Below are 22,093 nucleotides of genomic sequence, written 5' to 3'. Positions count from 1 at the left end.
CAGGGATGCGAACCTCCCACCTCAAACCCCTTCTGATCTCCCTGCTCGCGGGCCTGTCCCTGGCCGCGTGCAGCCCCCAATTCAACTGGCGCGACTACAGCAGCCCGGACGCGCCCTTCCGCGTGATGTTCCCCGATAAACCGGCCACCCACGCGCGCGAGGTCGACCTCGACGGCATGAAAGTCAAGATGACCATGACCGCGGCCCAGGTCGACGGCACCATGTTCGCCGTCGGCAGCGGCGAAGCGCCCGATCCCGACAAGGCCGAGGCGGCGGTAGCGGCCATGAAGACGGCCCTGGTGCGCAATATCGGCGCCACCATCAAGAGCGAAAAGAGCGGCAAGTCCTCGGCCGCCGCCGGCAGCGCCACGGCGCGCGCCAGCGCCATCGACATCGACGCGAGCGGCGTGCAGAAAGGCGTGCCGATGCGCCTGGTGGGCCATTTCGAATCGCGCAACAAACGCTTTTACCAGGTCATCGTGATGGGCAAGGCGAAGGAGATGTCGCAGGAACAGGTCGACATGTTCATGTCCTCGTTCAAGCTGCAGTAAGCGCGTGACAGCCCCCCTGAGCGGTGCGCGCGCGGCGCGCGTGTTCCTGTGCTTTGCCTTCGGCTACCTGCTGTCGTACGCGCTGCGGGCGGTCAACGCCGTCATCGCGCCGGCCCTGGTGGCGGAAATGCAGTTGTCGAACGCCGACCTGGGGCTGCTGTCGTCGGCCTATTTCGTCAGCTTCGGCGCCATGCAGCTGCCGCTCGGCGTGTGGCTCGACAAATACGGCGCGCGCCGCACCGAGGCTGGCCTGCTGCTGTGCGCCGCCCTGGGCGCGGCCGTGTTTGCGTCGAGCGGTTCGCTGGCCGGCCTGTGGATCGGACGCGCCCTGATCGGCATCGGCGTATCGGCCTGCCTGATGGCGGCCTTCAAGGCGTACCGCCAGTGGTTCCCGCTCGAACGCCAGAGCCAGCTGGCCAGCTGGATGCTGGTGGCCGGCACCTCGGGCGCGCTCAGCGCCACCGTGCCGGTCACGCTGGCGCTGCCGGCGCTGGGCTGGCGCGGCATCTTCTGGGTGGTGGCGGCGCTGCTGCTGGTCGTCGCCGGGGCGATCTTTTTCTTCCTGCGCGCGGTCGAACGCCAGTTCGACGGCGGCGCGGCCAAGGGCGGCGGCGCGCTGGCGGCCGATGGCGGCTACCGGCGCATTTTCGGCAGCTCCTATTTCTGGCGCATGGGCGTGCCGGGCCTCCTTAATCACGGCATTTTCTTCGCCCTGCAAACCCTGTGGGCCGGACCGTGGATGACGACGGTGCTGGGAAAAAGCGCGCAGCAGACCGGCCAGATCCTGTTCGCATTCAATTTCGTGCTGCTGCTGTCCTACCTGGCGCTCGGCTGGGCCGCGCCGCGCCTGGTGGCGCGCGGCTGGAACACGCACCGCATCATCGGCATCGGGATCGGCGGCATGGTGCTGGCGCAGGCGGCCATGCTGGCCACCAGCGCGCCGATGGCCTGGCTGCTCTGGCTGGTGCTGGCCGCCAGCGTGCCGGTCACCACCCTGGTGCAGTCGCACGTGGCCCTGGCCTTTCCGGCCGCGCTGGCCGGGCGCGCCAACTCGGCCTACAACCTGCAACTGTTCATCGGCGCCTTTGCCACCCAGTGGGGTTTCGGGGTGGCGGTCGACCTGTTCAAGGCGCACGGCGCGCACGCTGCCGACGCTTTCCGCGCCACGCTCGCCATCGCCGTGCTGCTGCAGGCCGGCGCGCTGGTGTTCTTCCTCCTCAACCGCGCACAAGCCGGGAATCCACGACCATGAACACCGAACACGGCGACGCACTGCGGCTCACTGGCCTGGTCAAGCATTTCGGCCGCCCGGCGGTCGACCATCTGGACCTGACGGTGCGGCGCGGCGAACTGTATGCCCTGCTCGGGCCGAATGGGGCCGGCAAGACCACCACCTTGCGCATGGTGGCCGGGCTGCTGGGGCCCGACGCCGGCCGCATCGAGGTGCTCGGGGTCGACCTGGCGCGCGACCCGGCCGGCGCCAAGCGCGCCATGGCTTACCTGCCGGACGACCCGCTGCTGTACGCCAAACTGAAGCCGACCGAGTACCTGGAATTCGTGGCCGGCCTGTGGGGCATCGAAGCCGATGAAGCCGAGCCGCGCGCGCGGCGCCTGCTCGACTGGCTCGAGCTGACCCCGCACGCGCATGAACTGACCGACGGCTTTTCGCGCGGGATGAAGCAAAAACTGGCGCTGGCCGGGGCCCTGATTCACGAACCGCGCCTGCTCATTCTCGACGAGCCGCTCACCGGGCTCGATGCGGCCGCCGCGCGCCAGGTCAAGGACTTGCTGCTGGCGCACGTGGACGGCGGCGGCACGGTGATCCTCACCACCCACATCCTCGAAGTGGCGGAACGGCTGGCGCAGCGCATCGGCATCATCCAGCACGGGCGCCTGATCGCCGAGGGCACGCTCGACCAGCTGCGCGGCCAGGCCCAGGGCGGCACGCTGGAAGACGTGTTCCTGCACCTGACGGGAAAAGGCTGATGGCGCGCGCCGGCAGCGCCCTGTGGCTGCTGCGCCATGAGCTGCGCCTGTTCATGTTCGAGATCCTGGGCGCGCGCCGGGATTCGCAGCGCACGGGCGTGAACCGGAAGGCGCTTGCGGTGTGGGTGATCCTTGCGCTGCTGATCCACGGCTTCGCGTTCATGGCGCTCACGGATGCCCGCCTGTCCAGCGGCACGCCCCCGCTCACGCTGCTGATGACGGTCAGCGCGGTGATGGCCGGGGTGTTCACGATGATGATGTCGACCGGCTTGAACACCAGCGTGACGGCGCTGTTCGAGCGGCGCGACCTGGACCTGCTGCTATCGTCGCCAATCCCGTCGCGCAGCGTGTTTACCGTGCGCCTGGCGGCGATCGCGGCCACCAGCGCCGGGCTGTACCTGTTTTTCCTGACGCCGTTCGCGCATGCCGGGATGGTGCTGGGGCAGTGGCGCTGGCTGGGCATTTATCCGGCCATCGCGGGCATGGCGCTGGTGTCGTCCTCGCTCTCGATGCTGCTCACGCTGGCCCTGGTGCGCTGGCTGGGCGTGCGCCGCACGCGCGTGACGGCGCAGCTGCTCGGCGCCCTCTCGGGCGCCGCCATGTTTTTGCTGGCGCAGGCATTCAACAGCCCGCTCGGGCCGGCCTTGCAGCGCTTCGTCAAGCGCCTGCTGCCGCTGTTCGCCCTGGGCGCGGACAGCATCGCGTGGCTGCCGGCCAAGGCCGCGCTGGGCATGCCGCTGCCGGCGCTGCTGATGCTCGCCATGGGCGGCGCCGTGTTCTGGCTGACGGCGCGCCTGACGCACGGCTTTTTCGTCGATGGCGTGCAGCAGGCGGCTGGCGCGGCACGCGTGGCCAAGGCACCACCGGGCGCTCTGCGCTTTCGCTTCGGGCGCGGCCTGGCGCGCACCATCATGGTCAAGGAGTGGCGCCTGATCTGGCGCGACCCGCAACTGATCGCGCAAGTCGGCCTGCAACTGATGTACATGCTGCCCTTGCTGGCACCGTTGCTGCTCGGCCGCGCCGTATCGCTGCCGGCACTGGCCGCGGCGCTGACGTTTTTGTGCGGCACGCTCAGCGCCTCGCTGGGCTGGATCGTGATCTCGGCGGAAGATGCACCGGACCTGCTGCGCGCCGCGCCTTGCAGCCAGGGCACCATCCGGCGCGCCAAGCTGGCCGCGGTGGTGATCCCGCCGATCGCGGTGGCCGCGCTGCCGCTGTGCTGGCTGGCAATGCGCCAGCCGGCGGCGGCCGCCGCCATGCTGCTGAGCTGCACCCTGTGCGCGCTCAACAGTGCGCTGGTGGTGGCATGGTGCGCCCGGCCGGGGCTGCGCGGCGACTTCAAGGCGCGCGGCAAGGGCAACCTGGCATCGACCGTGTTCGAGCTCCTGACCGGCGTCGGCTGGGCCGGCTTGAGCTTTACCTTGCTGCTCGGCCTGACCCGGTCCGGCTGGACGGCGGCGGTCGTGATCGGAGCTGGCCTGAACCTGTTGCTGCTCATTGCGTTTGCGGCAACAGCACGTTTTTTGCGCCAGAAACCCGCTTGATCTGGCGCACGCGACGCAAGGCGGCACGACCGACAGCGCCGGTTCGTGTTATCGTTTCGCTACGTACGCATAATTAGAAAGTTCCTATGTTAATTACCTTCACCTCCAAAGCAGCATCAGAAGTTTTGATGTACAAGGAACACGCAAAACGCATCCTCGACCTTCTCCACAAAGATGTCGACCGGGGCGTGATCACGGCAGCGGAAGCACCGCATGCCCTGCAGGTTCTCGAAAAAGAAATCGACGAGAGCCGTCAGCATTCGGTGTCGGAAGATGTCGAGCGCGATGTCCATGCGCATCACAACGAAGCCGGCGACGATACCGACCACGAAGAAATCCAGGTCGTCAGTTTTTCGACGCGCGCCTATCCCCTGGTGGAAATGCTGCGCGCAGCCAAGGCCGGCGGCCACGACGTGGTCTGGGGCGTGTAATGCCAGCGCTGGTGGCGCAGCACAGCCACCAGCTCCTTGCTGCCGATGGCACAACGCTGTTCGTGAGCGATTACCTGCTGCCGGCGGCGCCGCTGCGCGCCAGCGTGGTGATCATGCATGGCCTGGGCGAACATGGCGGACGCTATCGCCACCTGGCATCGTTCTTCAACGACTGCGGCCTGTCGGTGCGCTGCTACGACCACCGCGGCCATGGCCGCTCGCAGGGAAAACGGGGCGATGTCATCAACGGCGATCCGCTGCTGCAAGATGCCGAAATCGTGATCGACGATTTCGCCGCGCGCTATCGCCTGCCTCCCTTTTTATTCGGCCACAGCATGGGCGGACTGTTCGCGGCGCGCTTCGCCTTGTCCGCCGTATCGCCCTTGCGCGGACTGATCCTGTCCTCGCCCGCTCTCGGGCTGCGCCTGTCGCGCCCGCAAATGCTGCTGCTCGATGTACTGCACGCGCTGGCGCCGTCGCTGGCGGTGCCGAACGGCTTGTCGCCGCGCTGGCTGTCGCACGATCCCAAGGTGGTGGCGGCGTACACAGCCGATCCGCTGGTGCACGGCAAGATCAGCGCGCGCCTGATGCGCTCGATGCTGCGCTCAATCACGTATTGCCAGGCGAACGCCGCCAGGCTGAGCGTGCCGGCACTGCTGCTGGCGGCCGGCGACGACCATCTGGTCGACCCGGACGGGGTGCGCCGTTTTGCCGCGCACGTGCCGTCCGGCCTGGCGCAGCTGCATGTGTACGACGATCTGTATCACGAGATTTTCAACGAGACCGAGGCGGCGCGCCCGCTGGCGGACTTGCGCGCCTGGCTGGGCGCGCAGGATGCCTTGCAGAATCACTAGTCCGCTAGCGCCATCGATGGACAAGCCACGCCGGTGGCTTCACGACAGTTGAATATGTGCGCTGCGGCGGGCCACGCCCTGCCGCTCGATCAGGCACAGGTACAAGATGCTGACGATCAGGCAAGTCCACCACATCGACCACAGGGTGTGGGTGAGAAAGTGGGCGCCGCGCATTTGCTGCACCCAGCCCAGGGCAAAGCCCAGGCCAAGCATGGCAAGGCCCACGCGCAGGGCCGTGCGCGGCTGGTGCGGCAGCCAGAACACCGCCACGGATACCAGCCACAGCGCGCTCGACGCATGGCCGGCCGGCATGCAGTGGCCGACCGAGGCGTAGGGCGATACCGCCTGGAACAGGCGCACATAGGTCTCGCCGCCGCCGAACAGGTCCAGGTCCCAGGGACAATGCGAGGCGCTCATGTACTTGAGCGCGCTGATCCACGAGGGCACCAGCACGGCCGCCAGCGCGACCACGCGCAGGCGCAGGCGGAACGGATCGGGCCAGGCCAGGCGCGGCCACAGCAGGTCGAACACGGCCGCGAGCAGCACGGCGCCGGCCAGGGTCAGCAGCACCATCCTGGCCCACACGTGGCTGAGCGTTTCGGCAAACCACGCATGGCGCCACGGGAAGGTGGCGCTGGCCGGGTCGAACATGGCGCGCGCCAGCATCAGGTCGAGATCGCTGAAGGCGTTGATCCATGCGATGGCGAAGGCGCTGCCGGCCAGCGCCCAGCAAAGCCGTTTATGTCTCATGGGTGCACGGGCCGAAGATATCAAGGCCGGGATTGTAGACAGCCGAGCTGATGCTGTGCATGCCCAGTACCGAGTGGAACACGTTGTCATGCGAGAACGATTGGCCGGTGCGGGCCGCCAGGCAGCGCTGGTCGATATGAAAGCGCGAGCGGAACCCTTCCGACAGCCACAGCATCAAGGGCACTTCGCGCTGCTCGGCGGGAGAAATCACATACGGCGCACCATGCAGATACATATTGTGTTCGCCGAGCGACTCGCCATGGTCGGAAAAATAGAGCATGGCGGTGTTGACCTGTTCCGTTTCGGCGCTAGCCTTGAGCAATTCGATGGCCTGGTTGAGGAAATGGTCGGTGTACAGGATCGAGTTGTCGTAGGCGGCCACGATCGATTCGCGCGAGCACGATTCGAGCTGATTGGTCTGGCACACGGGGCCGAAGCGCTGGAAGGCGGCCGGCGCGCGTTTCCAGTAGGCCGGGCCGTGGCTACCCTTCTGGTGCAGCACGATGACCATGTCCTGGTGCGCCTTGCGGATCAGCTCGGGCAAGCCGTCGAGCAGGCGTTCGTCGAAGCATTCATCGTCGACGCACCAGCGGTTGCCCGGTTCCGGCTTGGACAGGTCTTCGTAGTCGACCCGGTCGCAGGCGCCCTTGCAGCCGGAATTATTGTCGCGCCAGAGCACGCTGAAGCCGGCATGCGAGAGTACATCGAGCAAGCCCTGCTGCGCGTGCGCCTTGTCGTCGGAATAGTTGCCGCGTCCCAGGGCGGAGAACACGCAGGGCACCGAGACCGCCGTGGCCGTGCCGCACGATTGCACATCGGTGAAATTGAGCAGGTCGGGCTGGGCCGACAGTTCGGGATTGGTGGCGCGGGCATAGCCGTTGAGCGAGAAATTGGCGGCGCGCGCGGTCTCGCCGACGATGATCAGGGTAACCGAGCGCTGGCGGTTGCCGCTGCCCGTCACGCGTTTGGTGGCGTCCATGCCCAGTGGCGCGATCACCACCGATTGGGCGCGCTGCTGTTTGACGTAGCCATTGATGGCCTGGATGTAATTCGTCGGCGCCAGCAGATAGCGCAGTTCGCGGTGCTCGCGCAGGGCCGGCGCCAGGCTTTTGAAGAACAGGAACAGCAAGCCCGCAGCGAGCAGGAGCGAGCCGCTGATATTGGCCACCTGCAAGACCAGCCCGCGCTTGCCGGCGCAAAAGGCGATCCTGGCGCGGCAGACCAGCAGCGACGGGATAATCCCGAGCAAGGTGATGGTCAGCAGCAGTTTCCAGTTCAACAGTTCGGCCGCTTCGTGGACATCGGTTTCGAGCAGGTTCTGGATCATCGACTTGTCGATGGCGGTGCCGTACTCGTTCATGAAGTAGTAAGTGGCCGAGCTCGCCATGAACAGGACGACCAGCAAGGGTTTGACGATGAAGCGGAAATTGATGACGTTCAGGCTGGCGTTGAACAGGAGCGCCAGCAAGGCAAAGCTGCCCAGGTGCAGCGGCAAGTGCGCCAGGCTGATGCCGCCGGTCGCACCGATGAAGGTGTGCCAGAAGTTGCCGTTATAGGCGAGAAGCAGGAAAACCGAGGTGCCCAGGATGAGCAGGGGAGCGTGGATGCGCGGCGCGGTGTTCAGTTTCAACAATATCTCCAGGTGAGCGGCGCCGTCGACCAGGACGGCACGCTATTGAAGATACAGTTGAGAACATCAAGCCGGCGTCAAGCGGGCGTTAAGAATTTGTTAAAGCGTCGCTGAAGCGTATCTCGAAAACGCTGCCGCCGCCATCGCGTTCACTAAAAAGCAAGGTGGCGCCGAGATATTCGCAGATGCGCCGCACCAGGGCCAGGCCCAGGCCGGAACCGGCCGACCCGGCGCCGGGCGCCGCGCTTTGTTCCTGGTCGAAGGTGGCGCGCACGGCGAGCGGCAGGCCGGGGCCGGTATCTTCCACCCGCACCAGGCCTTCACCGAGCCGTACCGACACCTCGCCCTGCAGCGTGTACTGGCAGGCATTGCGGATCAGGTTACCCACGGCGGCCACCAGCAGCTCGGGCGGCGCGGCGATGGCGAAGGCGGGGCCGCCGAGGAAGCGCAGCGCCACCGGCCGGCCCGCGACCAGCGACTGGGAACGCGCGGTTTCGGCGCGCGCGATCTGGTCGATGCTGGTGACGGGGTGGGCGATGCGGTCGCGCGAACGCGCCAGGGTCAGCAAGACGTTGACGCAGGCGGAGGCTTCGTTGGCGGCGCGCAGGATGCGTTCGGCCGCGGCGGCGGTGGCGGGCTTGGCGTCGTGCTGGGCGATGATGATTTCGGCGGCGCCGGTAATCACGGTCAGCGGCGTGCGCAGTTCGTGGCTGACGTCGCCCGTGAACAGGCGCTCGCGTTCGAGGTAAATGCGCAGTTCGCTGGTATGGGCGGCGAAGGCGCGCGCCAGGGTGCCGAGTTCGTCGTTACGGTCCAGCAGCGGCAATTCGGAGGAACTGTCGCGCACGGCAGTGGCCAGGGTGGTGATCGGGGTGACGAAGCGGCGTCCGATGAAGCCGCCCAGGAACAGCGAAAACAGCATGATGCCGATGAAGCCCAAGCCGAACATCGAATAGACCACCAGTTCAACCTTTTCGTAATCGCTTTCATGGTCGACGACCACGTAATCGCCGCTTGCATCCTTGCCGGCAAGTACATGCAGGCCGATGCCGTCGACGTGCACTTCGCCGACGCCTTCGGGGAGATGGCGCAGTGGCTCGGGAATCGCTGCGCCATGGTGGAAACTCAGGCCGGCAGGCATGCCGACCGGCAAGCCGCCGGCGTGGCGCGGCGCTGCCCAGGCGGCGGCCTCGGCGAGGCGGTTGTCGACCAGGTGGACTTCGATCCCCTCCACCGCCGCGATGGCGATCGCCGCGAGAAAGAGCGACGAGCCCAGCGCGAACAGCAGGTAGGCCACGGCGATCCGGCGCCGCAGGGAGTTACGCGGCTTCATCGGGATTGACCAGTTTGAAGCCGAGGCCCGGCACCGTGCGCAGCATGGCGGCGGGAAAGGGTTTGTCGAGGGCTTGGCGCAGGGCATGGATGTGGGTGCGCAAGGCGTCGCTGTCGGGACGGTCGTCGCCCCAGATAGCTTGTTCGATGACGTGGCGCGGCACGACCTTGGGCGCCTCGCGCATCAGGCATTTGAGGATGGTGTAGCCGGTTTTGGTCAGGGCCAGGGGCTGGCCGGCGCGGCTGGCCTGGTAGGTGCCGGTGTTAAAGCTCAGCTCGCCCACGCGCAGGATGGCGGCGCTGCCGACGGCGCCGTTGGCGCGGCGCAGCAAGGCTTTCAGGCGGATGTCGAGTTCGACCAGGGAAAATGGCTTGACCAGGTAATCGTCGGCGCCGCTGTCGAAGCCGGCGACCTTGTCTTGCAGCGTGTCGCGCGCGGTCAGCATCAGTACCGGAATGGTGCTGTTAAGTTCGCTGCGGAGTTTTTGGCAGATATCCAGGCCTGTCAGGCCGGGCAGCATGACGTCGAGGACCACGGCATCATAGGTATGCTGGGCGGCCAGGGCCAGGCCGGCGTAGCCGTTGGCGGCCGAGTCGAGGATGTAGCCCTTGGGTTCAAGAAAGCCGTAGAGGTTGGCCACGATGTCGGGATTGTCTTCGATGATGAGCAGGCGCATGGGGCTATTCTAGTGGACAAGCCGGGGCGGCGCGCAAGCGCGTGCATCTGCCCCGGGCAGTAAGGAATTCATCCCGGCAAATGTGCCCCCGCCAAACTTTCGCGAAAAAAAATTGCAAATTACCCAGATTGAATGGTGACAACATTGCACCGGTGATATACTTTTTTGAAAATACAACTAGCAAATTTGGCAACAGGACTACTGGCGCCAAGGGTGTGTCACGCATATATCGATCATCACGGAGTCCGTCAGTCATGAAGTCCCCTTCCCCGCATTCTCTTCGTTCGCTTGCCATGGCATGCGCAGCGTTCCTGGGCGTCACGCTCCTGGCGATGAGCGCTCACGCAGCCGACGCAGCGGACAGCGGCATGAAGGTAGCGGGCCAGGTTAGCGTCGTATCCGATTATATCTGGCGCGGGTTTTCCCAAACCTGGGGTAAACCGGCCTTGCAGGCCAGCGTCACGGCCGACCATGCCAGCGGCGCTTACGCCAGCTTGTTCGCCTCGAATATCAGCGCCCAGTATGTACCCAATGGTTCACTGGAAACCGACTTGAGCCTGGGATATAAAGCCTCGCTCAAAGGCGTGGAACTGGACCTGGGCGGCGTGTACGCCTATTACCCGGGTGCGAATTTCAACAAGGCATCGTTCACACCGGCATTCGACGATGCGGATCCGCGCACGCTGGAGCTTTATGCGAGCGCCACCGTTGCCGGGGTCAATCTGCGCGCGGCCTACATTCCAGGCGCGTTCTTTGGATGGAATGTGAACAATTCCGGCGTCAACGGTGTTTTTAACGCGGAACAGCCCCAGGCCGGCCTGACCGGCGATTCGAAAGGCGCTGTCAATATCGAAGGGAGCTACACGCTTGCGCTCAAGGAAGGCTGGAGCTTGCAGACGACGATCGGCCGCCAGCGCGTTCCGCACAGCCGCGACGTCAACTGGAACTATGGCCGCGTCGGCGTGACGGGCGAACTGGGCGGCGGCTGGTCCGCCGGTCTTGCGGCCTCGTTCACCAGCAAACCAAAGGCGTTCAGGAACTACGGTTCGCTGACCAATAACGGCCAGCACATCAGCCCCGGCAAGCGCACGGCCATCCTGTCCCTGTCAAAGACCATTTAACCCCCTGGCCGCCGCAAGGCGTCCGGCCGGGCCATCGCGATGGTGCGCAGGTCGCAGCGCGCCAGGCGATAGCCCGGCCCGCCAGAGGCGCATCCGCTTGTTTTTTTGCTTATTGAACATCATGAAAATCACCGATTCCAAACAAGTCAATGCCTTGAAGGCGCTCGCCGTATCGCCCGTCGTGGCGCTGCTGACCATGCTGGCGCCCGCCGGCGTTCATGCGGCCGAGGCAGCTGGCGCCGGGCCCACCGTGCAGATCGCCAAAACGATCCCCGCCAACATCAAAACGACCCACGCCCCGGATGCGGACCCGGGCCACTACCAGGTGCTCGATGGGACGCATTTTTCTTATCGCTGCTACGTCCCCTACACGCTCAAGACGAAAGAGGCGGCGGTGGAAGTGTGCGAAATCGATCCCGTCAAACTGCAGATTCTGGGTTGGCCCGAAACCGAAGTGATTCACCTCATCCGCGGCCGCGTCACGGTCACCGGACCGGGCGGCGAAACGGCAAGCTATTCCGACGGCGATATTTTCGTGCTGCCGCAAGGCTTCCAGGGGATTTGGCAGCAATCGGACAAGCTGTTGAAGGTGGTGGTTCGTCATCCATTGTTCTGGAAAGACTAAGCCCGGCTTGCACCCTCAACCCACGCTATGTTGTCAAGGTTCGCCTCCATGGGGCCTTGTGGATAGCCCACACAAGATCGTTGATTCATGATTCGACCAGTTTATCTAGGCGCTCCCGAGTATGCCGCCGGCGGCTTCGTGCCGCTCGAAAGCGAAATTGCCGACAGCGCCCTGTGCGCACAGTTGCGGCACGCCGAGCACGGCGCCAATCTTTTCCCGCAATGCACCTCAAGCATCTTTGAGCTGGTCGATGTGGCCATTCAACGGTCCCTGGCCAGCGCCCGTTTGCAGGCCAAGGACATCGACGCCGTGTTCCTGGTCTCGAACATGCTCGACGCCCAGGACAACCTGGAACCGGGCTGGCTGGGCGAATTGAATGCGCGCCTGGGCCTGTCCCATGCGGTGCATTACCAGGTCGGGATGGCAGGGTGTGGCGGCTTTCATTGGGCGGCGCGGCTGGCCGCGAGCCTGATTGCGGCGGATCAGTGCAAGCACATCTTGTTTGTCAGTTTCGACAAGGCGGGCGGCAGGTTGCAGCGGCTGTATGGCGCGGGAAGCGATTTTCCTTATGTAACCGGTGACGCGGCGGCAGCCTGTATCTTCAGCAGCGAGCCGACCGGCATGGATTATCGGCTGCTTGGCAAGGTCGTCAATCGTTACGATGGCCAGCAAATTCTCGCACCATCGCTGGACAGTGAAATGCGCTGCATTTCGCAGCTGATCAAGGCGACCTATGCATCGGCCGAACTGAAAGCGAAGGAGATCGATGTTTACATCACGAATAACTATTCCTATGCCGCCAGCCGGCTCTACTGCCAGCTTGCCAACCTGAGCTACGCGACCGCCTATACCGGCACCATCGCGACCCACGCCCACTGCTTTAGCTCCGATAACCTGATCAACCTGCACCACGTGGCGGCCACGGGTGAGGTGCGCGCCGGCGCGCGGCTGCTGTTATTTAGCACCGGCCCCTTCCAATGGGGCGCGTGCATCCTGGAGAAGCTGCCAACCGGGATGGAGCAATAATGAGCACCATCGTTTCGCGCTTTCGCGCCATCGTGCAAGCCCATCCCGGCACCACGGCCCTGCTGTCGGATACGGAGGCGCTGAGCTATGCGGCCTTGTACCAACGGGCAGGCCAGATGGCATCGGCCATCGATGCGTGGTTCCTCGCCCATCAGGGCCGCAGCGCCGGCCCGGCGGATGTCATCGGCATCTGCATCGATAAATGTGCCGATCTGTATCTGTCGATCCTGGGCATTCTGGGCACCGGCGCCAGCTACGTCCCGATCGATCCGCAATTACAGCGCGACGTGCAAGAGCATGTGGTGCTCAGTTGCCGCTGCCAGCTGATTGTCGCGCATGATGCGCTGCTTGCGGGGGTCGGCGGGGCCGCCGTGATTGCTCCCGCCGACTGTCAGCGCGCCGGCTCGCTCCCGGCCGCGCGTGTGGACGTCGTGCGTGCCAGCGGCGCGGACATTGCGTACACGATTTTCACTTCCGGTTCCACCGGACGCCCCAAGGGTGTGCCGATCAGCCACACGAGTTTGCTCAATCTGGTGGACTGGGCGATCGCGGAATTTACGCTCGCACCAGGCGTGCGCGCATTGCAGTATTCGACGATCAATTTCGATGCATCGATACTCGATATCTTTCCCACCTTGCTGTCCGGCGCGACGCTGTGCATCCCCAGCCAGAAACAGCGTTTGTCCGAGGCTGAACTGGCCGAGTTCTGCGCGCGCCACGAGATTGCCCATGCGTTCCTGTCGCCGGCACTGCTGGCCAGCCTGTCCGCCCAACGCTTCCCCGGCATCACCACCTTGCTCACCGGTGGCGAGGCATGCAGCCCGCAAGCCATGCAGGATTGGCTTGCGGGACGCCGGCTCTACAATCTGTACGGGCCAACGGAATGCACGGTCCTGGTCAGCTACAAGCGCATGGATGGCACGTGTCCGCAATCGAATATCGGCAAGGCGATTCCCGGCGTGCGCCTGCATGTTCTCGACGAGAACAGGGAGCCGGCCAGCAGGGGCGAGCTGTACGTCGCAGGCGTGGCTGTCTCGCCCGGCTACATTGGCAATGCCAACGTCAACGCGCAAACGTTCCTGCATCTTCCCACGCTCGATGCCGGCCGCCTCTACAAGACCGGCGACCTGGTCGAGCGCGATGAGCAAGGCGACTTGCGCTTTCTCGGGCGGATCGACCGCCAGGTCAAGGTGCGCGGCTTTCGCGTCGAACTCGAAGAGATCGAAGGGGCGCTCAAGCGCCTCGGCTATGCGGAGGTGGCGGTGAAAGTGAGCGCGCAGGGAGCGCTGGTTGCTTACATCGTTGCCGATAGCGACGCCGACACCGACCTTGATGGCGAGGCCCTGCGCGCGCGCCTGGCAAGCATCCTGAGCGACTACAAGATTCCACAGCACGTCATCGGCTTGGCGCGCTTTCCCTACAAGATCAGCGGCAAGGTGGACTATGCGGCACTGCCCGATTTTGTTCCCGCGGCAGCCTGCGCCGGCACCCGCGATGACCACTACGCACCCATCATCGCACTGTGGGCGAACGAGCTGATGCTCGACGCCGCCAGCTTGCAGCCGTCTTCCAATTTCCGCGAATTGGGAGGCACCTCCATCAATATAGTCCGCCTGCTCAGCTCTATTGAAACGCACTACGGCGTCCGGATCGATTTCATCGATTTTCTGGACAATCCCACCATCGAATTCCTCGTCCACAACCTCACTGAAAATGACTAATCAACTTCTCCCCGGTCTTAACCACGTCGGCCTCACCGTCCTGAGTATCGAAGACACCCTCGACTTCTATCGCAAGCTCACCAGCGTCGAGATTTTCGAAGAGACTGTCCGTATCACCGGCGACGGTGTCGGGGCGGTCATCCGGGTCAAGAACCCGGACTACAAGTCCTGCATGGCGCGCATCGGCAATCGCAATTTCGAGCTGATCGAGCACCTCGGATCGAAAGGCAGGCACCTGGTGGCCAATCACAACGACGTGTGCGGCATTCACCTGGCATTCATGGTGGACGACATCGCCGACACGTTCCAGAAGGTCAAGCAACTGGGCCTGGAAACGACGACCGACGCACCGTATGTCGCCACTGAACTGGGTGGTTATCAAGCCTTCTTTTTCCGCGACCTGAATGGCGTCCAGATCGAAATCGGGCAGGTGAACTGATGTCAACGGCACCCAACATGACAATTGTCGAATGCGCCGAACAGCACCTGCAAAGCGCGGCGGAACTTTTTAACGCCTACCGCATGTTCTACGAACAGGAAAGCGACCTGCCCGCGTGCTACGCCTTCATCCGCGACAACGTTGAAAAGAAACGCTCGCGCCTGTTGCTGCTGCTCGACCCGGCAGGCAAGGCGGTCGGTTTTTCGCAGCTGTACCCGAGCTATTGCTCGATTTCGATGAAACCCTATTACTACCTTTCCGACTTGTACGTCGATCAATCCTGCCGACAAAATGGGTATGCCAGGTTCCTGATGCAGGCGGTGAGCGAGCAATTTGCCGCCGAAGGCGCGCAGCGATTGACCCTCGATACCGCGACAAGCAACAAGATCGCGCAGCATCTCTACGAGTCGCTGGGATACGAGCAGGAACAAGTGTACATCACGTATCACCAGATGCTGCAACCAGCAAGCTGACAGGCGCGCAAGCGATCATCCACCGCGTCGTACGGCACGGCGGCCCAAGCGCCAGTCATGGCTCATTATTCTGGCAAAACAGGCTTTCTCTTTCAGATCACATCAACATGGATACAGAACTCAGCAAGAATGATGCGCACGACATGCATGGCACGGTGACCGACATGTATACCCGGGTGAATAATGAACTGGGCAGCCGCTACCAGCCGTTTTTGAACTATGGGTATGGCTATGCGGCGCCGTTGCCGCCGATGCCCCTGCTTGAAGCACAGGACCGGGATTTCCAGATTTCCGCACAGCTCTACCACTTCGTCACGTCAGCAACATCGTTGCATGACAAAGACATCGTCGAGGTTGGCTCAGGACGCGGGGGCGGGGCCTACTACATGAAGAAATACTGCGGCGCCAGGAGCGTGGCGGGGCTGGAATATCTGGGCCAGAGCGTGGATATCGCCAGGAGCAGCTTTGCGATCGATGGCTTGTCCTTTGTCCAGGGCGATGCCGAGCAACTGCCATTTGACTCGGCGTCGAAGGATGTCGTGGTCAACATCGAATCGTCGCATTGCTATCCGAACCTTGACAGCTTCTATTCCGAAACGCTGCGCATCCTCAAACCGGGGGGTTATTTTTGCTATGCGGATCTGGTGACGCCGGAAAAGAGCCGGGAAATTGAAGCCAAGCTTCGCCAGCTTCCGGTGGAACTGGTAAGAAGCCGGGATATTACGGCCAATGTCCTGGCCAGCCTGGCTGCGGACAATGCCCGGAAAGTGGCGCTGATCAAGGACATGGGCTTGAGCGACGCGCGCGCGGCCTGGTGGCTCAACGAATGGGCATGCGTCGGCACGACCATCTGGGATGAATTGAATCACGGTCAATTGGTCTACGTTTCCTACGCACTGATGAAAATGTAGGCACTGCTCATCCGCGTCGCCAGCCCGGCGCTTTGGCGGCCGCGCTGGACGGCGCCCCTCTCTCCATCGGTTTTGCCGGCGGAATTCTCTCTTTAGAAACGGAACAATCATGGGCCAGCGATCCTCCGCCCCTCCCTCGCCACGCACGCGCGTTCGCCGCATTGCCGAACTGGCGGACTACGAACAAGAAACGCTGCATGCCATTCTGGATGAAGCGTATGTCTGCCATATCGCATTCCATGACGGAGAAAGTATTCACTGCATTCCGACCGCATGCTGGCGCATCGACAACCATCTTTATATCCACGGGTCGAATGGCAGCCGCATGGTCAAGGCACTGCTGGGCGGCGCGCAGGCATCGATCGCGGTGACCCATATCGACGGGCTGGTTCTGGCGAAATCGGCCTTCAGCCACAGCATGAATTACCGGTCCGCCGTCATCTATGGCGTTTTCGAGCAGGTCAGGGGAAACGCGAAAAAGATGGAAGCCATGGATATCTTCATGGACAAGCTTGCGTCCGGACGCCAGCACGAAGCGCGGACCGGCAACGCCAAGGAACTGGCCGCCACCAATGTGCTGCGGGTGTCGCTGGACGAAGCCGCGGCAAAAGTGAGCAACAACGGGCCGGTCGACAAGGAAGAAGATCTCGATTTACCCGTGTGGGCCGGCGTGCTGCCGCTGAAGACGATTCACGGGGATCCGATCGGCGCCGGCAATGAGGCGGTGCCGACGCCGGACTATGTCACAAGCTGGGCAAAAGCCAACAACTAGCCTGTTCAATCCAACCCGATATCAACGCGTGATATTACCAACTTAAAGTCCCAGTATGAGCATTTCTGCAGAAAACAACATTTTTGATCTGATCGGGGTCGGTGTCGGCCCGTTCAACCTTGGCTTGGCATCGCTGCTGGAGCCGGTCGACACGCTGAAAGTCAAATTCTTCGAGGCGAAAGAACGCTTCAATTGGCACGAGGGTTTGCTGCTGGAGGATTGCCACCTGCAGGTTCCCTTCATGGCCGACCTGGTGACCATGGCGGATCCGACCAGCCCTTACAGCTACTTGAACTACCTGCACGCACAGGGCCGCCTGCTGCAATTCTATTTCTACGAGAATTTCCAGATCCCGCGCGTCGAATACAACCGCTATTGCCAATGGGTCAGCGAGAAACTGAGCAACATCGCGTTTTCGCACCAGGTGGTGGGGATCGAGGTGGTCGACACGCTGTTTCGCATCACGGTCAAGAACAGCCGCACCGGCGAGCAAGCCCGCTATTTGGCGCGCAATATCGTGCTCGGGGTCGGCACCGTGCCGAACTGGCCGCGCGCCGCCAGCGATTTCAAAAACAGCGCCGACTGCGCGCACTCGTCGCAGTACATGTTCGTCAAGCCTGAACTCCAGCGCAAGAAGCACATCACGGTGATCGGCGGAGGGCAAAGTGCGGCGGAGGTCTTCCTCGACCTGCTGCGCGACCAGCCGCAGTTTGGCTATGAACTCGATTGGCTGACACGCAGCAATGGGTTCTTTCCGATGGAGTATTCGAAGCTGGGCCTGGAACACTTTTCCCCCGATTACGTCGAACACTTCTATGGATTGCCGGAGACGCAGCGCAAATCCATCCTGGCAAAGCAAGGCAATTGGTACAAGGGGATTTCCTTCAGCACCATCAAGGAAATCTACGATTGCCTGTATGCGCGCTCGATCGATCAACCCAACCGTTCCGTCTTGCAGGCATGCAGCCAGCTGGAGAAAATCGCGCGGGTCGGTGACGGATTCCAGCTCGAGTTCCAGCATCTCGAATTGCAGCAGACATTCCAGGTCAAGACCGAGGCGCTGGTACTGGCAACAGGCTATCAGTATGTCTTCCCGGCGTGCCTGAGCGATCTTCGCCCATCCATCGAATTCGATGCGGACAACCGTCCCTGCATCACCCGCGATTACACGTTGAAAACGTCCGCGGATATCCCCGGCACCATCTTCGTTCAAAACGGCGAAATGCACAGCCATGGTATTGCCGCACCGGACCTGGGACTGGGTGCCTACCGCAGCGCGGTGATCATCAACAAATTACTCGGCAAGGAACGTTATCCGGCCAGAACCAGGACAGTGTTCCAGAACTTCGGCATCGCCGACCAGTGGCGCGACAGCGCCAAAAACGCATAACCCCACCGTCGACATACATTTCCCATCATTGGAACAGCAAAATGAACAGAGCTACAGAAGAATTCCTGACACACGCCAAGCCGGACTGCATCACGTTGAGCAATGCGGGCAACTATCAGTTCCCAACCAATCCGGCGTTGACCAATCAGGAGAATCTCGAATCCGAGGTGAGGTCCTATCCACGGCGCTTCCCCATTGCGATCAAACGTGCCCAGGGCGCACTGGTCGAAGACACCAACGGCCAATCGTATCTTGATTGCCTGTCGGGGGCGGGCGCACTGCCGCTTGGCCATAATCACCCCGAAGTGGTGAAAGAAATTATCGACCACATCCGGGCCGACTTGCCCTTCCAGACGCTCGATGTCACCACGCCCGTCAAGGATGCGTTTATCCGGGAAGTGATGGCCTTCCTGCCGGAGTCGTTTGCCGCCAATGCGTGCATCCAGTTCTGCGGCCCGTCCGGCTCCGACGCCGTCGAGGCCGCGCTCAAACTGGCCAAGCAGGTGACGGGGCGCAGCAATATCATTTCCTTTCATGGCGCTTACCATGGCATGACCAACGGTTCGCTGGCATTGATGGGAAATTTGAATGCGAAAATGCGCCGTAGCGGGCTGATGCCTGACGTCCATTTCTTCCCCTATCCCTACAATCTGCGTTGCAAATTCGGCCTGGGCGGCGAAGCTGGCGAGCGCGCATCGATTCGCTACATCGAATCCGTTTTGCATGACCAGGAGAGCGGCATCGTGCGGCCGGCAGCGATCATCCTGGAACCAATCCAGGGTGAAGGCGGGGTAATCGCCGCCTCTGCTTATTGGCTGCGCGAATTGCGCCGCATCACCAGTGAACTGGGAATTCTCCTGATATTCGATGAAATCCAGTGCGGCATTGGCCGCTCTGGAAGCAATTTTGCCTTCGAATATGCGGGCATCGATCCGGACATCCTGATCATGTCCAAGGCGATCGGCGGCGGCTTGCCTCTGTCCTGCCTGGTGTTTAAAAAAGAATTCGACACGTGGAATCCGGGCGAGCACGCCGGCACTTTCCGTGGCAATCAACTGGCCATGGTGGCGGGCGCCAAGACACTGCAAATCATCGGGCGCGATAAACTGACCGGCAACGCCAACCTGATGGGCGAACGCCTGAGCGCGCAACTGCGTGCCTTACAAGATATCCACCCGTGTATCGCTGAAGTTCGTGGCAAGGGTTTGATGCTGGGTGTCGAGATTGTCTGCCCCGGCCAGTCCGATGCACTCGGTCATCCATTGGCGAATCCGGAATTGGCCAGCCAGATCCAGCGCGCAGCCTTGAAGAATGGGCTGATTATCGAAAAGGGTGGCCGCCACGGCGCGGTACTGCGTTTTCTGCCGCCGCTGAACATCACGGCCGAACAAATCGACTTTGCCGGACAAGCATTCGGGCGTGCGCTGGCGGCCTGCACCAAGGTGGGCGATGAGTAACTGGACAGAGCATTTCATCCACACCGGTCCGGGCGGCAGCGAGGATTATCGCAACGTCATGGCCAACTGCACGCAAGAACTTGCGGCAGTGTTCGAATCGGCCAAGGGGCCCTATTCCGGCATCGATCCGCTGCTACTGCGGGAGAATATCTTCGGCATGTCGCTGGCAAATGACGATGTCGCCCCGCTCGATACCGTCATCAAGCAAGTGGCCACGGACATTGCCCGCCATGCGATTATGGTTCAACACCCGCACTGTATCGCCCATCTGCACACACCACCGATGTTGTGCGGGATCGCGGCCGAAAATTTTATCGCGGCACAGAATCAGTCGATGGATTCGTGGGACCAGTCCGGTTCAGCGACCTTCGTTGAACAACACGTTATCGCCAACTTATGCAGTTTGTTCTCCTATCCGGATGAAGGCGATGGCGTCTTCACCAGCGGCGGAACCCAGGGCAATATCATGGCCTTGCTCATCGCGCGGGATTGGTTCGCCCAACAACGTTCCGGCCACAACGTGCAGCGCGACGGATTGCCGCCGTATGCTTCCAGGCTCAGGATCATCGGCTCCGCAAAAAGCCATTTCACGCTTGAAAAGGCCGCCTCCGTCATGGGGCTTGGCCAGCATGCCGTCGTGCGTATTCCAACCAATCCCGATGGCACCATGATCGTCGAGGCACTGGAATCGACCTTGCGTCAGCTGCAGGCCGATGGCTTGCTGCCTTTTGCGATCGTCGGCACGGCTGGCACCACCGATCATGGCGCGGTGGACGACCTGCGCGAAATCAGCCGGATCGCCAGAGAGTCGGGTATCTGGTTTCATGTGGACGCGGCCTATGGCGGCGCGATGATACTCAGCCAGGCCAAGCAACGGCTGGCAGGAATCGAGCTGGCTGACTCCTTGATAGTCGACTTTCACAAGATGTGGTTTCAGCCAGTCAGTTGTGGCGCATTGTTGTTGCGCGACACGTGCGACTTCAAATATCTGCTGCATCACGCGGATTATTTGAACCGCGAGTCGGATGACTTGCCCAACCTGGTGGACAAGACAATCTCGACGACACGCCGTTTCGACGCATTGAAAGTGTTCATGATGCTGCGCGCAGTTGGAACGGAAACGCTGGGAGCGATGGTCGATCATCTGCTGCAACAGACGACAGCGATCGCTCGCCTGATCCGCGAAAGCCAGCACTTTGAACTGCTGGCGCCGCCTGTGTTATCGACCGTTCTTTTCCGTTATACCGACCTTCCAGAGACGCAAAGTAGCGATGCATTCAATCGCCAGCTACGCGTGGCCTTGCTCAAGAGGGGTATTGCGGTACTGGGCGAGACCACGGTGGCCGGCAAGGTGGCTTTGAAGCTCACCATCCTCAATCCCTGCCTGTCGATCGCCATGTTTGCGGATCTCTTCGAGAATATCGTTGAACTAGCCGAAACGTTCAAGTCCGACATGCTCGCTGAGCAGGTCTAAACGATTTTGCGGCATGTCGCGATCCGGGCCTTGGCCCGGATCGCCATCCCTGTTTCGTCAGCGGGATATTTACCCCACCTTCCATTGCTGGTCCAGGTAAACAAACTGGCGGCTCCAACAACAGAAGGAGTCGCAACAATGCAAAGAGAATCGAACCAGCATCCATGGTCGGCACGGCTGCAAGAGCAGGCCTCGGCGGACCTTGGCATTCAGGCATGGTGCGTCCGCGAGGGGCTGACGGCGCCGGCGTTCCACTACTGGCGCAAGCGCCTGGCGATGCGGTCGCGGCCTACGACGAAGCTGATTGCGCTGCCAAGCGTTAGCGCTCGGGCAGAGCCGGCGCTTGAGGTGAGGACGCCATCGGGCTATGTGATCAGGATCGCCAGCCAGGAGCTGATGACGTCACCGACCTGCTGCCGTTTAACTGCGCCACCAGCTGGCCTATTGGGCTTGGCTCAAGCTGGCCGCAAATCTGCGGACGAAAAAAAACCCGGTTTGCACTAAGCGCGATCTTGAGCGCGCTTAGGCTTACCGGGGTCTTTCTCTTATAACTAGCCTGACGATAACCTACTTTCACACTGGTTGCAGCACTATCATCGGCGTAAAATCGTTTCACGGTCCTGTTCGGGATGGGAAGGGGTGGTACCGATTTACTATGGTCATCAGGCATAACTTGTACAGCTTGGTGCTCCCTATTGGGCAGCACTAGCTTGAATCTGGAAGAAGTATCGTTTTATATGTCTTACTTTGGGTAGTGATCGTGCATATCGCACAAAACACAACGCGCATTTCTTATCTCTGTACCTGCTAAGGTTATAGGGACAAGCCGTACGGGCAATTAGTATCAGTTAGCTTAATGCATTACTGCACTTCCACACCTGACCTATCAACGTCCTGGTCTCGAACGACCCTTTAAAGAGCTCAAGGCT

The 22,093-nt window shown here is 62.1% G+C and carries 22 protein-coding genes and 2 rRNA genes; 18 read left to right on the top strand and 6 right to left on the bottom strand.

The window, feature by feature from the left end; all coding sequences use genetic code 11:
- The first annotated feature begins 5 nt into the window (after positions 1–5).
- The 6 genes from F2P44_RS31500 (at position 6) to F2P44_RS31475 (ending at position 5,366) form a co-directional block, all read left to right on the top strand.
- Positions 6–551 (top strand): hypothetical protein, encoded by a 546-nt coding sequence (locus tag F2P44_RS31500; RefSeq protein ID WP_167093558.1) that lies wholly within the window; start codon positions 6–8, stop codon positions 549–551.
- Between the two features lie 4 nt (positions 552–555).
- Entirely contained in the window at positions 556–1,803 is a 1,248-nt protein-coding gene (locus F2P44_RS31495) for an MFS transporter (protein WP_167093556.1), read from the top strand.
- Positions 1,800–2,537: an ABC transporter ATP-binding protein gene (locus tag F2P44_RS31490; protein ID WP_167093553.1), complete on the top strand. Its 738-nt coding sequence runs from the start codon at positions 1,800–1,802 to the stop codon at positions 2,535–2,537. Before F2P44_RS31495 ends, F2P44_RS31490 begins: the two co-directional genes overlap by 4 nt.
- Positions 2,537–4,081 carry a hypothetical protein gene (locus F2P44_RS31485; protein ID WP_167093551.1) on the top strand — a complete coding sequence of 515 codons (1,545 nt, stop codon included), beginning with the start codon at positions 2,537–2,539 and terminating at the stop codon, positions 4,079–4,081. Before F2P44_RS31490 ends, F2P44_RS31485 begins: the two co-directional genes overlap by 1 nt.
- 86 nt (positions 4,082–4,167) lie before the next feature.
- Complete coding sequence (locus tag F2P44_RS31480; RefSeq protein WP_167093549.1) at positions 4,168–4,512, top strand: DUF1840 domain-containing protein; 345 nt, start codon at positions 4,168–4,170, stop codon at positions 4,510–4,512.
- Complete coding sequence (locus F2P44_RS31475) at positions 4,512–5,366, top strand: alpha/beta hydrolase (RefSeq protein WP_167093547.1); 855 nt, start codon at positions 4,512–4,514, stop codon at positions 5,364–5,366. Before F2P44_RS31480 ends, F2P44_RS31475 begins: the two co-directional genes overlap by 1 nt.
- Positions 5,367–5,405: 39 nt before the next feature.
- On the opposite strand, the gene F2P44_RS31470 is transcribed toward F2P44_RS31475, so the two are convergent.
- The 4 genes from F2P44_RS31470 to F2P44_RS31455 all read right to left on the bottom strand — a co-directional run bounded on the left by F2P44_RS31470 (position 5,406) and on the right by F2P44_RS31455 (position 9,755).
- Positions 5,406–6,116: a phosphatase PAP2 family protein gene (locus F2P44_RS31470; protein WP_187363494.1), complete on the bottom strand. Its 711-nt coding sequence runs from the start codon at positions 6,114–6,116 to the stop codon at positions 5,406–5,408.
- Positions 6,106–7,746 carry a phosphoethanolamine transferase gene (locus F2P44_RS31465; protein ID WP_167093545.1) on the bottom strand — a complete coding sequence of 547 codons (1,641 nt, stop codon included), beginning with the start codon at positions 7,744–7,746 and terminating at the stop codon, positions 6,106–6,108. The genes F2P44_RS31470 and F2P44_RS31465 overlap by 11 nt, the downstream gene beginning before the upstream one ends.
- A gap of 88 nt (positions 7,747–7,834) precedes the next feature.
- A complete protein-coding gene (locus tag F2P44_RS31460) occupies positions 7,835–9,079 on the bottom strand; it encodes a sensor histidine kinase (RefSeq protein ID WP_167093543.1) in 1,245 nt (414 codons plus the stop codon).
- Positions 9,066–9,755: a response regulator transcription factor gene (locus F2P44_RS31455; protein WP_167093541.1), complete on the bottom strand. Its 690-nt coding sequence runs from the start codon at positions 9,753–9,755 to the stop codon at positions 9,066–9,068. Before F2P44_RS31455 ends, F2P44_RS31460 begins: the two co-directional genes overlap by 14 nt.
- Positions 9,756–10,009: 254 nt before the next feature.
- On the opposite strand from F2P44_RS31455, the gene F2P44_RS31450 reads away from it, so the two are divergent.
- The 12 genes from F2P44_RS31450 to tnpA all read left to right on the top strand — a co-directional run bounded on the left by F2P44_RS31450 (position 10,010) and on the right by tnpA (position 21,668).
- Positions 10,010–10,876 carry a TorF family putative porin gene (locus F2P44_RS31450; RefSeq protein ID WP_167093539.1) on the top strand — a complete coding sequence of 289 codons (867 nt, stop codon included), beginning with the start codon at positions 10,010–10,012 and terminating at the stop codon, positions 10,874–10,876.
- Positions 10,877–10,997: 121 nt separating this feature from the next.
- Positions 10,998–11,501 carry a cupin domain-containing protein gene (locus tag F2P44_RS31445; protein WP_229423868.1) on the top strand — a complete coding sequence of 168 codons (504 nt, stop codon included), beginning with the start codon at positions 10,998–11,000 and terminating at the stop codon, positions 11,499–11,501.
- 87 nt (positions 11,502–11,588) lie between these two features.
- Entirely contained in the window at positions 11,589–12,527 is a 939-nt protein-coding gene (locus tag F2P44_RS31440; protein WP_167093537.1) for a 3-oxoacyl-[acyl-carrier-protein] synthase III C-terminal domain-containing protein, read from the top strand.
- Positions 12,527–14,248 carry a non-ribosomal peptide synthetase gene (locus F2P44_RS31435; RefSeq protein ID WP_167093535.1) on the top strand — a complete coding sequence of 574 codons (1,722 nt, stop codon included), beginning with the start codon at positions 12,527–12,529 and terminating at the stop codon, positions 14,246–14,248. The genes F2P44_RS31440 and F2P44_RS31435 overlap by 1 nt, the downstream gene beginning before the upstream one ends.
- Positions 14,241–14,687: a VOC family protein gene (locus tag F2P44_RS31430; RefSeq protein ID WP_167093533.1), complete on the top strand. Its 447-nt coding sequence runs from the start codon at positions 14,241–14,243 to the stop codon at positions 14,685–14,687. Before F2P44_RS31435 ends, F2P44_RS31430 begins: the two co-directional genes overlap by 8 nt.
- A gap of 17 nt (positions 14,688–14,704) precedes the next feature.
- Complete coding sequence (locus tag F2P44_RS31425) at positions 14,705–15,160, top strand: GNAT family N-acetyltransferase (RefSeq protein ID WP_167093531.1); 456 nt, start codon at positions 14,705–14,707, stop codon at positions 15,158–15,160.
- A 107-nt stretch (positions 15,161–15,267) separates the two neighbouring features.
- The gene (locus F2P44_RS31420) at positions 15,268–16,071 is read left to right on the top strand and encodes a class I SAM-dependent methyltransferase (protein ID WP_167093529.1); all 804 of its coding nucleotides are present in this window, start codon (positions 15,268–15,270) and stop codon (positions 16,069–16,071) included.
- A 109-nt stretch (positions 16,072–16,180) separates the two neighbouring features.
- Positions 16,181–16,843: a pyridoxamine 5'-phosphate oxidase family protein gene (locus F2P44_RS31415; protein ID WP_167093527.1), complete on the top strand. Its 663-nt coding sequence runs from the start codon at positions 16,181–16,183 to the stop codon at positions 16,841–16,843.
- Positions 16,844–16,898: 55 nt separating this feature from the next.
- The gene (locus F2P44_RS31410) at positions 16,899–18,233 is read left to right on the top strand and encodes a lysine N(6)-hydroxylase/L-ornithine N(5)-oxygenase family protein (protein ID WP_167093525.1); all 1,335 of its coding nucleotides are present in this window, start codon (positions 16,899–16,901) and stop codon (positions 18,231–18,233) included.
- A 41-nt stretch (positions 18,234–18,274) separates the two neighbouring features.
- The gene (locus F2P44_RS31405) at positions 18,275–19,690 is read left to right on the top strand and encodes a diaminobutyrate--2-oxoglutarate transaminase family protein (RefSeq protein WP_167093523.1); all 1,416 of its coding nucleotides are present in this window, start codon (positions 18,275–18,277) and stop codon (positions 19,688–19,690) included.
- On the top strand, positions 19,683–21,164 hold the full coding sequence (locus F2P44_RS31400; protein ID WP_229423867.1) for a pyridoxal phosphate-dependent decarboxylase family protein: 1,482 nt from the start codon (positions 19,683–19,685) through the stop codon (positions 21,162–21,164). Before F2P44_RS31405 ends, F2P44_RS31400 begins: the two co-directional genes overlap by 8 nt.
- 138 nt (positions 21,165–21,302) lie before the next feature.
- On the top strand, positions 21,303–21,668 hold the full coding sequence (gene tnpA / locus F2P44_RS36825) for an IS66 family insertion sequence element accessory protein TnpA (RefSeq protein WP_441295295.1): 366 nt from the start codon (positions 21,303–21,305) through the stop codon (positions 21,666–21,668).
- A gap of 50 nt (positions 21,669–21,718) precedes the next feature.
- Here tnpA and rrf read toward each other — a convergent pair.
- Both rrf and F2P44_RS31390 read right to left on the bottom strand, forming a co-directional pair.
- A 5S ribosomal RNA gene (rrf, locus tag F2P44_RS31395) occupies positions 21,719–21,831 on the bottom strand.
- 150 nt (positions 21,832–21,981) lie between these two features.
- A 23S ribosomal RNA gene (locus tag F2P44_RS31390) occupies positions 21,982–22,093 on the bottom strand; the annotation flags it as partial.

The sequence above is a fragment of the Massilia frigida genome (genome assembly GCF_011682175.1).
Classification (GTDB): domain Bacteria; phylum Pseudomonadota; class Gammaproteobacteria; order Burkholderiales; family Burkholderiaceae_D; genus Telluria_A; species Telluria_A frigida.
This window is presented reverse-complemented; position numbering and strand designations above follow the sequence as displayed.

Bases quoted from the DNA above. Each gene is read 5' to 3' on its own strand.
- F2P44_RS31470 (WP_187363494.1), bottom strand. From the start codon at position 6,116: ATGAGACATAAACGGCTTTGCTGGGCGCTGGCCGGCAGCGCCTTCGCC.
- F2P44_RS31480 (WP_167093549.1), top strand. From the start codon at position 4,168: ATGTTAATTACCTTCACCTCCAAAGCAGCATCAGAAGTTTTGATGTAC.
- F2P44_RS31430 (WP_167093533.1), top strand. From the start codon at position 14,241: ATGACTAATCAACTTCTCCCCGGTCTTAACCACGTCGGCCTCACCGTC.
- F2P44_RS31475 (WP_167093547.1), top strand. From the start codon at position 4,512: ATGCCAGCGCTGGTGGCGCAGCACAGCCACCAGCTCCTTGCTGCCGAT.
- F2P44_RS31420 (WP_167093529.1), top strand. From the start codon at position 15,268: ATGGATACAGAACTCAGCAAGAATGATGCGCACGACATGCATGGCACG.
- F2P44_RS31440 (WP_167093537.1), top strand. From the start codon at position 11,589: ATGATTCGACCAGTTTATCTAGGCGCTCCCGAGTATGCCGCCGGCGGC.
- F2P44_RS31405 (WP_167093523.1), top strand. From the start codon at position 18,275: ATGAACAGAGCTACAGAAGAATTCCTGACACACGCCAAGCCGGACTGC.
- F2P44_RS31450 (WP_167093539.1), top strand. From the start codon at position 10,010: ATGAAGTCCCCTTCCCCGCATTCTCTTCGTTCGCTTGCCATGGCATGC.
- F2P44_RS31400 (WP_229423867.1), top strand. From the start codon at position 19,683: ATGAGTAACTGGACAGAGCATTTCATCCACACCGGTCCGGGCGGCAGC.
- tnpA (WP_441295295.1), top strand. From the start codon at position 21,303: ATGCAAAGAGAATCGAACCAGCATCCATGGTCGGCACGGCTGCAAGAG.
- F2P44_RS31425 (WP_167093531.1), top strand. From the start codon at position 14,705: ATGACAATTGTCGAATGCGCCGAACAGCACCTGCAAAGCGCGGCGGAA.
- F2P44_RS31445 (WP_229423868.1), top strand. From the start codon at position 10,998: ATGAAAATCACCGATTCCAAACAAGTCAATGCCTTGAAGGCGCTCGCC.
- F2P44_RS31500 (WP_167093558.1), top strand. From the start codon at position 6: ATGCGAACCTCCCACCTCAAACCCCTTCTGATCTCCCTGCTCGCGGGC.
- F2P44_RS31415 (WP_167093527.1), top strand. From the start codon at position 16,181: ATGGGCCAGCGATCCTCCGCCCCTCCCTCGCCACGCACGCGCGTTCGC.
- F2P44_RS31435 (WP_167093535.1), top strand. From the start codon at position 12,527: ATGAGCACCATCGTTTCGCGCTTTCGCGCCATCGTGCAAGCCCATCCC.
- F2P44_RS31410 (WP_167093525.1), top strand. From the start codon at position 16,899: ATGAGCATTTCTGCAGAAAACAACATTTTTGATCTGATCGGGGTCGGT.
- F2P44_RS31485 (WP_167093551.1), top strand. From the start codon at position 2,537: ATGGCGCGCGCCGGCAGCGCCCTGTGGCTGCTGCGCCATGAGCTGCGC.
- F2P44_RS31490 (WP_167093553.1), top strand. From the start codon at position 1,800: ATGAACACCGAACACGGCGACGCACTGCGGCTCACTGGCCTGGTCAAG.
- F2P44_RS31455 (WP_167093541.1), bottom strand. From the start codon at position 9,755: ATGCGCCTGCTCATCATCGAAGACAATCCCGACATCGTGGCCAACCTC.
- F2P44_RS31460 (WP_167093543.1), bottom strand. From the start codon at position 9,079: ATGAAGCCGCGTAACTCCCTGCGGCGCCGGATCGCCGTGGCCTACCTG.